Source organism: Variovorax sp. FW305-3-2-15-B-LB1 (assembly GCF_058787635.1).
Window position 1 is genome coordinate 1 of the sequence record NZ_JBYSZY010000098.1, and the last position, 10,020, is coordinate 10,020.

At 68.8% G+C, this 10,020-nt stretch carries 11 protein-coding genes; 6 read left to right on the forward strand and 5 right to left on the reverse strand.

All coding sequences use genetic code 11. The features are described 5' to 3' along the window. Positions 1 to 263 precede the first annotated feature (263 nt). The 3 genes from AC3WQR_RS30985 (at position 264) to AC3WQR_RS30995 (ending at position 4,598) form a co-directional block, all read left to right on the forward strand. The gene (locus AC3WQR_RS30985) at positions 264 to 2,054 is read left to right on the forward strand and encodes an IlvD/Edd family dehydratase (protein ID WP_447745685.1); all 1,791 of its coding nucleotides are present in this window, start codon (positions 264 to 266) and stop codon (positions 2,052 to 2,054) included. Between the two features lie 323 nt (positions 2,055 to 2,377). Next, a complete protein-coding gene (locus tag AC3WQR_RS30990) occupies positions 2,378 to 3,199 on the forward strand; it encodes a fumarylacetoacetate hydrolase family protein (protein WP_447745682.1) in 822 nt (273 codons plus the stop codon). A gap of 46 nt (positions 3,200 to 3,245) precedes the next feature. Further along, entirely contained in the window at positions 3,246 to 4,598 is a 1,353-nt protein-coding gene (locus AC3WQR_RS30995) for an MFS transporter (protein ID WP_447745679.1), read from the forward strand. Positions 4,599 to 4,602: 4 nt separating this feature from the next. Here AC3WQR_RS30995 and AC3WQR_RS31000 read toward each other — a convergent pair whose 3' ends face one another. Both AC3WQR_RS31000 and AC3WQR_RS31005 read right to left on the reverse strand, forming a co-directional pair. Beyond that, complete coding sequence (locus AC3WQR_RS31000) at positions 4,603 to 5,541, reverse strand: LysR family transcriptional regulator (protein ID WP_159271150.1); 939 nt, start codon at positions 5,539 to 5,541, stop codon at positions 4,603 to 4,605. After that, positions 5,538 to 6,047 carry a GNAT family N-acetyltransferase gene (locus tag AC3WQR_RS31005; protein WP_447745675.1) on the reverse strand — a complete coding sequence of 170 codons (510 nt, stop codon included), beginning with the start codon at positions 6,045 to 6,047 and terminating at the stop codon, positions 5,538 to 5,540. The genes AC3WQR_RS31000 and AC3WQR_RS31005 overlap by 4 nt, the downstream gene beginning before the upstream one ends. A gap of 49 nt (positions 6,048 to 6,096) precedes the next feature. Here AC3WQR_RS31005 and AC3WQR_RS31010 point away from each other — a divergent pair, with 49 nt between their 5' ends. Beyond that, on the forward strand, positions 6,097 to 6,762 hold the full coding sequence (locus AC3WQR_RS31010) for a DedA family protein (RefSeq protein ID WP_062478522.1): 666 nt from the start codon (positions 6,097 to 6,099) through the stop codon (positions 6,760 to 6,762). Positions 6,763 to 6,834: 72 nt separating this feature from the next. Here the strand turns inward: AC3WQR_RS31010 and AC3WQR_RS31015 are convergent, their stop codons facing one another. Then, positions 6,835 to 7,125, reverse strand: coding sequence for a YMGG-like glycine zipper-containing protein (locus AC3WQR_RS31015; RefSeq protein WP_223301444.1), 291 nt, complete (start codon positions 7,123 to 7,125; stop codon positions 6,835 to 6,837). Positions 7,126 to 7,278: 153 nt separating this feature from the next. After that, positions 7,279 to 7,707, reverse strand: coding sequence for a helix-turn-helix domain-containing protein (locus AC3WQR_RS31020; RefSeq protein WP_159276157.1), 429 nt, complete (start codon positions 7,705 to 7,707; stop codon positions 7,279 to 7,281). Positions 7,708 to 7,792: 85 nt separating this feature from the next. Between AC3WQR_RS31020 and AC3WQR_RS31025 the strand changes: the two genes are divergently transcribed. Both AC3WQR_RS31025 and AC3WQR_RS31030 read left to right on the forward strand, forming a co-directional pair. Beyond that, positions 7,793 to 8,662, forward strand: coding sequence for a class I SAM-dependent methyltransferase (locus AC3WQR_RS31025; protein ID WP_447745671.1), 870 nt, complete (start codon positions 7,793 to 7,795; stop codon positions 8,660 to 8,662). Continuing rightward, positions 8,655 to 9,155, forward strand: coding sequence for a DUF2938 domain-containing protein (locus tag AC3WQR_RS31030; protein WP_447745668.1), 501 nt, complete (start codon positions 8,655 to 8,657; stop codon positions 9,153 to 9,155). Before AC3WQR_RS31025 ends, AC3WQR_RS31030 begins: the two co-directional genes overlap by 8 nt. Position 9,156: 1 nt before the next feature. On the opposite strand, the gene AC3WQR_RS31035 is transcribed toward AC3WQR_RS31030, so the two are convergent. Next, positions 9,157 to 10,020: N-acetylmuramoyl-L-alanine amidase family protein (locus AC3WQR_RS31035; RefSeq protein ID WP_492745858.1), on the reverse strand; the 864-nt coding region annotated here is incomplete at its 5' end.

Sequence of the window (10,020 nt, forward strand, 5' to 3'; positions counted from 1 at the left end):
GGGTAGGGCACTCACCGGAAACATTCTAAAAGCGGGGCGCATGTCGGGCGGTTGGCGGGGTATCGGGGTGTATTTGGCGCGCTTATACCGATCCTCAACCGATCTCATTGGCTTTGGCGAAGGCGAAAACCTAAGCTCCCTCTCGCCAACGTATTCGCACAACAAGAACGCACCGGAGACACCCAATACACCGCCATGGCCCGCCGCCATGCCGCGCAGGGGGCCGCCGCGCGCGTTCGCCGACCACCCTGAAAGCCGACGCCATGACGACACCCCGCCCCCTGCGCTCCGCCGCCTGGTTCAACAACCCCGAACACAGCGAACTCTCGGTCCTGCACCTGGCCTGGTTCCTGAACTACGGCCTCACCCGCGAAGAGCTGCAATCGGGCAAGCCGATCATCGGCATCGCGCAAAGCGGCTCCGACCTCACGCCCTGCAACCGCCACCACCGCGAGCTGTCGCTGCGCGTGCGCGAAGGCATCCGCGAGATGGGCGGCATCGCGATGGAATTCCCGATGCACCCGATCCAGGAGAACGGCCGCCGCCCCACGGCCGCGCTCGACCGCAACCTGGCCTACCTGGGGCTCGTCGAGATCCTCACCGGCTACCCGATCGACGGCGTGGTGCTGACCACCGGCTGCGACAAGACCACGCCCGCCGCGCTGATGGCCGCGGCCACCGCCAACATCCCCGCCATCGTGCTGTCGGGCGGCCCGATGCTCAACGGCTGGCACGAAGGCCAGCGCACCGGCACCGGCACCACGTTGTTCAAGGCGCGCGAGCTGTTCGCCAAGGGCAGCATCGACTTCCCCGGCTACATCGACCTCGTGGGCTCCACCGTGCCCTCGGCCGGCCACTGCAACGTGATGGGCACGGCGTCGACCATGAACGCCCTGGCCGAAGCCCTGGGCATGAGCCTGCCCGGTTGCGCGGCCATTCCCGCGCCGTACCGCGAGCGCGGCCAGATGGCCTACGAAACCGGCCGGCGCATCGTCGACATGGTGCGCGAAGACCTCAAGCCCTCGGACATCCTCACGCGCTCGGCCTTCGAGAACGCGATCGTCGTCAACTCGGCCATCGGCGGCTCGACCAACGCGCCGATCCACCTCATCGCCATCGCCAAGCACGCGGGCGTCGAACTCAACATCCAGGACTGGGAAACGGTCGGCCTCGAGGTGCCGCTGCTGCTCGACATGCAGCCCGCCGGCAAGTACCTCGGCGAGGAGTTCTACCGCGCGGGCGGCGTGCCCGCCGTGGTCGCCGAGCTGCACCGCCACGGCCTGATCCGCACCGACGCGCGCACCGTCAACGGCCACACCCTGGCCGTCAATTGCGCCGACGCGCCCGTGAAAGACGCCGACGTGATCCGCCCCTTCGACCAGCCGCTGCGCGAGAACGCCGGCTTCCTCGTGATGTCGGGCAACCTCTTCGACAGCGCGATCATGAAGACCAGCGTGATCTCCGACGAGTTCCGCGCGCGCTACCTGAGCCAGGCCGGCGACCTCGACGCCTTCGTGGGCCGCGCCATCGTGTTCGACGGCCCGGAAGATTTCGAAGCCCGCATCGAAGACCCGTCGCTGGACATCGACGCGAGCTGCATCCTGTTCATGCGCGGCGTCGGCCCCATCGGGCACCCGGGCTCGTCGGAGGTGGTCAACATGCGCGCGCCCTCGCACCTGCTCAAGAGCGGCGTGTCGGCCTTGCCCTGCATCGGCGACGGCCGGCAGTCGGGCACCTCGGGCTCGCCGTCGATCCTCAACGCCTCGCCCGAAGCCGCCGCAGGCGCGGGCCTGGCGCTGCTGCAGACCGGCGACAAGGTGCGCGTGGATTTGAAGGAACGCACCGTCAACATGCTCGTCGACGACGAGGTGTTGCAGGCGCGCGCCCGCGAGCTCGAGGCGAAGGGCGGCTACCCGATTCCCGCGAGCCAGACGCCGTGGCAGGAGATCCAGCGCGCGATGGTGGACACGCTGTCCGAAGGCATGGTGCTGAAACCGGCGACCAAGTACCAGCGCGTGGCGCAGACGGCGGGGATTCCTCGCCGGAATCACTGAGGACTTTTGTTCAGGGCGACGCTCCCGCCGACGGGGAGCCTTGCTCCGCGAATGTCCCCCGGCCTGCGGGCTTCCGCCCCTCCCCCTTGGTTTCGCTGCGCAAGGCACCCCATCGACGTGAGCGTGTTCAGAGCACGTGTGGATCGGCCCGCACAACGACCGCGCCCATCGTGCTCAGGACACTGGGTGCTTCCCGCAGCGAAATCAAGGAGGAGGGGCGAAGCCCCGGGGGACATTCGCGGAGGGAAGTACCCGGTGGCCTGAGCACACGCCCTGAATGAACCCGCACCCAGAATTTTTTAAATCAGAAGAAGGAGTCAGACATGAAGTGGATGAGCGTTCAAACGCCCCAAGGCCCCCGCGTGGGCTACATCAAGGACGGCGCACTGCAGCCCGTCGATGCGGCCCACATGCAGGACATCGTCGAAGGCAAGCCCTGGCGCGATGCAGGCCAGCCAATCCCCCTCGCCGACGTCAAGCCCACGCTGCCGTTCGCACCGAGAAACATCATCTGCATCGGCGCCAACTACCGCGACCACTGCATCGAGACCGGCCTGGCCATCCCCGAGAAGCCCGTCGTGTTCGCGAAGTTCAGCAACACGCTGGCCGCTGATGGCGATGCGATCACCTGGCCCGAAGGCTTCACCGAGAAGGTCGACTGGGAAGCCGAACTCGGCGTCGTCATCGGTAAGCGTGCACAGGGCGTGAGCGAGGCCGAAGCGCTCTCGCATGTGTTCGGCTACGTGGCTGCCAACGACGTGAGCGCGCGCGACGTGCAACTGGGCGAGGCCCAATGGGTGCGCGGCAAGTCGCTCGACGGCTTCTGCCCGCTCGCGCCCACCGTCGTCACGCGCGACGAAGTGGCCGACGTGCAATCGCTGGGCATCCGCTGCCTCGTCAACGGCGAGGCCGTGCAGTCGTCCAACACCAGCGAAATGATCTTCTCGGTCGCGTTCCTCATCGCGTACCTCTCGCGCGCCATCACGCTGGAGCCCGGCGACCTGATCCTCACCGGCACGCCAGCCGGCGTCGGCCTGGGCCTGAAGCCGCCACGCTTCCTGAAGCGCGGCGACGTGGTCTCGGTCGAGATCGACGGGCTGGGTTCGGTGACGAACCCGGTCCACGGCGCGGTCGCACGCGGCTAGCCTCCACGGCTTTCAGACAGACATACCTATTCAGGAGACAACAACAATGACAACCACGAGTCCCTACGGCGAGCTGGTCACAGGCGCCATCCACAAGGCGCGCTGGCGCCTGCTGCCCATGCTGATCGTCATGTACATCATGTCGATCCTTGATCGCGTGAACGTCGGCTTCGCCAAGCAGGCGCTGCAGATCGACACCGGCCTGAGCAACAGCGCCTTCGCGCTCGGCGCCGGCATCTTCTTCGTGAGCTACGCGATCTTCGAAGTGCCGAGCAACGTGATTTTGTCGCGCGTCGGCCCGCGCATCTGGCTGTGCCGGATCATGGTCACCTGGGGGCTCGTGGCCTCGGCCATGATGTTCGCCACCACCGAGACCTCCTTCTACGTGCTGCGCTTCCTGCTCGGCATCGCGGAGGCGGGCTTCTACCCCGGCGTGCTGCTCACGCTGACCTACTGGTTTCCCGCCAAGGTGCGTGCGCAGGCCAACGGCATCCTGCTGTTCGGCTTTGCGGGCGCGCTCGTCATCGGCGGGCCGATCTCCGGCGCGCTGCTCGACATGAACGGCATCGCCGGCCTCAAGGGCTGGGAATGGATGTTCCTCATCGAGGGCCTGATGGCCGTGGTGGTGGGCATCGTGGCCTTCTTCGTCATCGTCGACCGGCCGCACAACGCGCCCTGGCTCACGACCGCGCAGCAGAACGCGCTGCAGGCCGTGCTCGACCAGGAAGCGGCAGAGAAGTCGGCCGACAGCCCGCAGACCGTGTGGCAGACGCTGTGCAATCCGCGGGTCATGTTCTTCGCGCTGAACTTCTTCATCGTGCAGATCGCCGCCTACGGCCTCATCTTCTATCTCCCGACCCAGGTGGGGCAGATCCTGGGCCAGAAGATCGGCCTGCTGGTCGGCTTCGTCACCAGCATCCCGTGGCTGCTGGCGCTGTTCGTCGTGTACTTCGTCACGCGCTGGTCCGACCGTCACCACGACCGTCGCCGCGTCACCGTGGCCACGCTCTACACGATCTTCGGTGTGTGCGTGTGCCTGTCGGCGCACGGCTCGCCGATCTTCGCGATCGCGGCGCTGTCCATCGGTGCGTCGACCTACCTGTCGGGCACGCCGATCTTCTATGCCTTCCTGTCGGAGCGGCTGTCGGGCCTGGGCATTGCCACGGGCATCGCGCTGGTCAACTCCATCGGCAACCTGGGCGGCTTCGTGGCGCCCAACCTGCGGACCTACGTGGAGCAGAACCATGGCGGCTCGGCCGCGGGGCTGTACACGCTGGGCAGCGCGGCGCTGCTGGCCGCGCTGATGCTGGCGCTCATGCCCAAGGGCTGGCGCGTGGCGAAGAAGAGTGGGGCTGCGGCGGCGCCGGCGGCCGTGCTCGACGGCCGGGCGCGCGCCTAGCCGTTCAGAAGGCCTGTCGCCAGACGCGCGACAGGGCCTGCCACGCGCAGTCCACCTCCGGCCGCTTGAGCGCGCCGGCCAGGCAGACAAAGCGCAGGTCGCAGCCGATGCTCACGCGGTCGGCAATGACCAGGCCATCGCGCTGGCTGGCCTGCAGCGCCAGCGCATCGCGCGCCAGCGAAATGCCCACGCCGGCGCGCACCAGCGCCAGCATCGACATCTCCTGGTCGGCCTGCGCGGCCTTCTTCAGCACCAGCTTGTGGGCCTGCAGCACCGGCGCCAGCAGCCGCGAATGCGAGGAGGTCGCCGGTGCCAGCACCCACGGCAGGTACGCCAGCTCGGGCCAGTCGCGGCCCAGCACCTGCGGCGCCCAGCCGCTCGGGCCGATCACCTGGTAGTTGAAGCGCGCCAGCACCTGCGAATGGAACAGTTCGCCGTCGTGGCGCCGTGAGGCGGCGCTGGCCTGCGGCAGGTCGGTGGCCTCGGGGTCGCCGAGGTAGAAGCCGATGTCCAGTTCCTTGTTGAGCAGGCGCGCCAGCACGTCGCCGCTCGTGCCCTGGTGCAGCTCGGTCTCGAGCTCGGGCGCCAGCGCCACCAGTTCGGTGAGGAAGGGGCTGAGCCGCGTGAAGTCGGGGTCGAGGATGGTGCCGATGCGCAGCGAGCCGCGCACGCCGCCCTTGAGCCGCTCGGCGGCCACCGCGAAATCGTTCAGGCTCTCGAGCGCATGCTCCGCATGGTTGAGCAGCGCCGCGCCGTCGCGCGTGAGCAGCAGGCCGGTGGGCGTGCGCTGGAACAGCTCCAGCTCGACCAGCGCGCCCAGTTCCTTGAGCTGCAGGCTCACGGCCGGCTGCGTGAGGAACAGGCGCTGCGCGCCGCGCGACACCGAGCCCTCGCGGGCCACGGCCACGAAGGCCTGCAGGAGCCGGGGCTCGATCTTCTTCATGCCGCGCCGGGGAAAGGCTGCAGCTGCTTGTACATGACGAAGGCGTCCACGAAGCCCAGCTGCGGATGCCTGAATGCGCCCGGCAAGGTGCCGACGATGGCGAAGCCCATGTGCTGCCACAGCCGCACCGCGCGCTCGTTGGTCGAGACGACGAAGTTGAACTGCATCGCCAGGAAGCCCATGCGCAGGGCCTGCTGCTGCGAGTGTTCGCACAGCGCCGAGGCCACGCCCAGGCCGCGCGCCGCCTCGGACACCACATACCCGCAGTTGCTCACGTGCGCGCCCTGGCCGGGCTGGTTGGGGCGGATCACATAGGTGCCGAGCACGGCGCCTTCGTCGTTGCAGGCCACGAAGGTCAGGGTGGGCACCTTCATCCACGAATGGCGGGCCTGTTCTTCCGTCACATCGGGCGGGTAGGTGTAGGTGTCGCCGCGGCGGAACGTCGGTTCGAGGACGGCCCAGAGGGCGGGCCAGTCGGTATCGAGGGCTTCGCGGATCTGGATCATGGGGTGATTCGGAAAAGGTGCGGCATGCCAACAAGGATAATCCGCGCCCATGGAAATCATCAGCTTTCTCGTCGACTTCATCCTTCACGTCGACAAACACCTTGAGGCCTTCGTGGTCGCCTATGGCCCCTGGGTCTATGCGCTGCTGTTCCTGATCGTGTTCGTCGAGACCGGCGCGGTGGTCATGCCGTTCCTGCCGGGCGACTCGCTGCTCTTCATCGTCGGCGCGCTGTGCGGCGTGGGGCTCATGAGCTTTCCGCTGGCCTGCGGCATCCTGATCGCGGCGGCCATCCTCGGCGACCAGTGCAACTACTCGATCGGGCGCTACTTCGGGCCCAAGGTGTTCCAGTGGGAGAACTCGCGCTTCTTCAACCGCAAGGCCTTCGACCAGGCCCACAGCTTCTACGAGCGCTACGGTGGCATCACCATCGTGCTCGCGCGTTTCATGCCCTTCATCCGCACCTTCGCGCCCTTCGTGGCCGGCGTGGCCGAGATGAACCGCGCGAAGTTCACGGCCTACAACGTGGGCGGTGCGCTCATCTGGGTGCTGGGCATTGCCACCGCGGGCTACTTCTTCGGCAACCTGCCGTTCGTGCGCCAGCACCTGGACAAGATCATCTGGGCACTGATCTTCGTGCCCGGCCTGCTGGCCATCTTCGGCGCGTGGCGCGCCTCGAAGGCCGAGAAGGCGCGGGCGGCGGCCTCGCAGGCCTGAGCCGCGCTCGGCCCACCCCAGAAAAAAACGCGCCGGAGGGCGCGTTTTTTCGTTGAGGGTTGGAAGGATCAATCAGTAGCGCGGCCCGTTGTCCGGGTAGTAGCCACTGCCGCGCGGGTAGCGTTGCTGGTTGTAGTAGTTGCGCTCGTCGACGTTGCGGCCCACCTGGTTGCCGATGATGCCGCCGATGGCCGCGCCGCCGAGCGTGCTGCCCGTGTTGCCGCCGATCGCATGGCCCACCGCCGCGCCGCCGAGTGCGCCAATGCCGGTGCCGAGGTTCTGGTTCGGACCGCTCGCACAACCTGCCAGCGTCATGACCGAAGTGGCAGCTGCAGCGGCGATCCAGAGACGTGTCTTCAACATGAGGTCCACCTTTCGAGAGTGATGGCTCATCATGGTCAAAAGTATGCATTTCGCGGTGTAGGAGCCTGCCGCGCTTGCCTGTGCGCAGGGGTGGGCCGCTTGGCGTGGGACAGGGCGCGTGTTGCCGGACGCAACGCCTGAAAGCACGTGTGGCTACGGGGTGCGCGGCTTCGGGGCCTTCTTCTTCGGGGCTTCCAGCGCACCCGACGACGCCGCCCGCAGGATGCGGCGGAAGGTGGGGCACTCCATGTGGCTGGGCGCGGGGCAGACCGCCGCATGCCGCAGGCCGTCGCGCATCGCCGTGAGCTGGCGGATCGTGCGGTCCAGGTCCTGAGCCTTGTCCGCGAGCACCTGCCGGTCGATGCGCGGTTTGCCTTCGGGCGAGAACATGTGGCCGATTTCCTCCAGCGAGAAACCGGCGGCGCGCCCCAGCGCGATGAGCGCCAGCCGCTCCAGCACCTCGGGCGCGAACACGCGGCGCAGGCCGTGCCGGCCGGTCGAGGCGATCAGCCCTTTTTCTTCATAGAAGCGCAGCGTCGAGGCGGGAACGCCGGCGCGTTGCGCGACTTCCGAAATGTCCATGTGCCGGCCCCCTCTTGACTTCAAGTCGACTTGAATTGGCACAGTCTAGCTCTCGCCGCTTGAAGGCATCTGAAGGAAAACGATCATGGACGACACATCTCCCGCCAATGCCGAACAGGCCGCCTTGTGGAACGGCCACGCCGGCAGCGCCTGGGTCCGGACGCAGGCCGTGCTCGACGCGATGTTCCAGCCGCTCGAAGCGCGGCTGAGCGACGCGGTGCGCGCCGTGGGCGCCCGCCGCGTGCTCGACGTGGGTTGCGGCACCGGCCGCACGACGCTCGCCGTGGCGCGGCAGCTCGGCCCGACAGGGCAGTGCCTCGGCGTTGACATCTCTGCGCCGATGATCGAGGCGGCGAAGGCCCGCGCTGCACGCGAGGTGCTCCCGTCGGCTCGCTTCGTCTGCGCCGACGTGCAGGGCCATGCCTTCGAGCCGGCCGCGTTCGACACGGTCATCTCGCGCCTGGGCGTGATGTTCTTCGACGACCCGGTGCGGGCCTTCGCGAACCTGCGGCGTGCGGCGACCGACGGCGCGGCCCTGCGCTGCATCGCCTGGCGCGGCGGGGCCGACAACCCGTTCATGACCACGGCCGAGCGCGCCGCCGCACCGCTGCTGCCCGGCCTGCCGCCGCGCCAGCCGAACGCACCGGGCCAGTTCGCGTTCGCCGACCGCGCGCGGGTCGCGGGCATCCTCGCGGCGAGCGGATGGGGCGAGGTCGACATCCAGCCCTTCGAGGTCGAATGCGCGTTCCCCGCGACGGCGCTGGCCGACTACTTCACGCGGCTCGGGCCGGTCGGGCTGGTCCTGCAGGAGGTGGATGACGCGACGCGCGCGCAGGTCGTCGAGACGCTGCATGCGGCCTTTGCGCCCTATGTGCAGGGCGACGACGTGCGCTTTGTCGCGGCCTGCTGGATGATCGCGGCGCGCGCGCCGGGGCAGGAGCGCGGCCATGTCTGAGGCCGTCGAATGCGCGTTGCGCACGCTGTGGATCGGCGTCGGCGCGACGGTGGTGATGGACCTGTGGGCCGTGCTGCGCCAGCGCCTGTTCGGCATTCCCTCGCTGGACTACGCGCTCGTGGGTCGCTGGCTTGTGCACCTGACGCGCGGGCGCTTCTTTCACGACCCCATCGGCAAGTCGCCGCGCGTGGCGGGCGAGGGCGCCATCGGCTGGACCGCGCACTACCTGCTCGGCATCGCGTTCGCGGCCGTGCTCTTGGCCGGTTGGGGGCTTGGGTGGGCTCGCCAGCCGACGCTGGTGCCTGCGTTGATCGTCGGCATCGGCACCGTGCTCGTGCCGTTCTTCGTGATGCAGCCTGCGATGGGCGCGGGCTTTGCCGCGCGCCGCACGCCGCGCCCGGCGATGGCGCGGTTCCAGAGCGTGGTGACGCACGCGGTCTTCGGCGTCGGCCTCTATGCGGCCGCGTGGGTCGCCCGCGTGGCGGGCCTCTAGATCAGAGCTGCCGGCTGCGCGCGAGCGGCGGGTTCTGTGCGAAGTAGCGCTGGATGCCGCGCATCAGCGCGTCGGCCAGGTTCTCCTGGTAGTCGGCGCGGCGCAGGTTGGCTTCTTCCTCGGGGTTGCTGATGAAGGCCGTTTCGACCAGCACGCTCGGGATGTCGGGCGCCTTCAGCACCGCGAAGCCGGCCTGCTCGACCTGTGCCTTGTGCAGCCGCGCACCGATGCCCTTGATCTCGCCGAGCATCGCGCCGCCGAGCTTCAGGCTGTCGTTGATCTGCGCGGTGGTGCTCATGTCGAGCAGCGCGCGCTGCACCTGGGCCTCGTGGTTGCCCACGTTCACGCCGCCGACCTTGTCGGCGTCGTTCTCCTTGTTGGCCAGCCAGCGCGCGGCGCTGCTGGAGGCGCCGCTCTGGCTCAGCGCGAACACGCTGGCGCCGCGCGCGGCGGGCGTGGTGAAGGCGTCGGCATGGATGCTCACGAACAGGTCGGCCTGCACGCGCCGCGCCTTCTGCACGCGCACGCCCAGCGGCACGAAGAAGTCGGCGTCGCGCGTGAGAAAGGCGCGCATCGGGCTGCCGTTGACGCTGGCTGCGTTGATGCGCTCGCGCAGGCGGTGCGCCACCTGCAGCACGATGTCTTTCTCGCGCGTGCCGTTCGGGCCGATGGCGCCGGGGTCTTCACCGCCGTGGCCGGGGTCGAGCGCGACGATGATGATGCGGTCGGTGCGGCTGGCCGTGGCGCGCGGCGGCGGGCCGGGCGGTGTCACGGGTCGGGCCGGGGGCGCTGCGGCCACCACGGGCGGCGGTGCCGGCGGCAGCGGCATGCCGCCGGGCGGCAGGGCCGGTGCGGGGCTGCACAA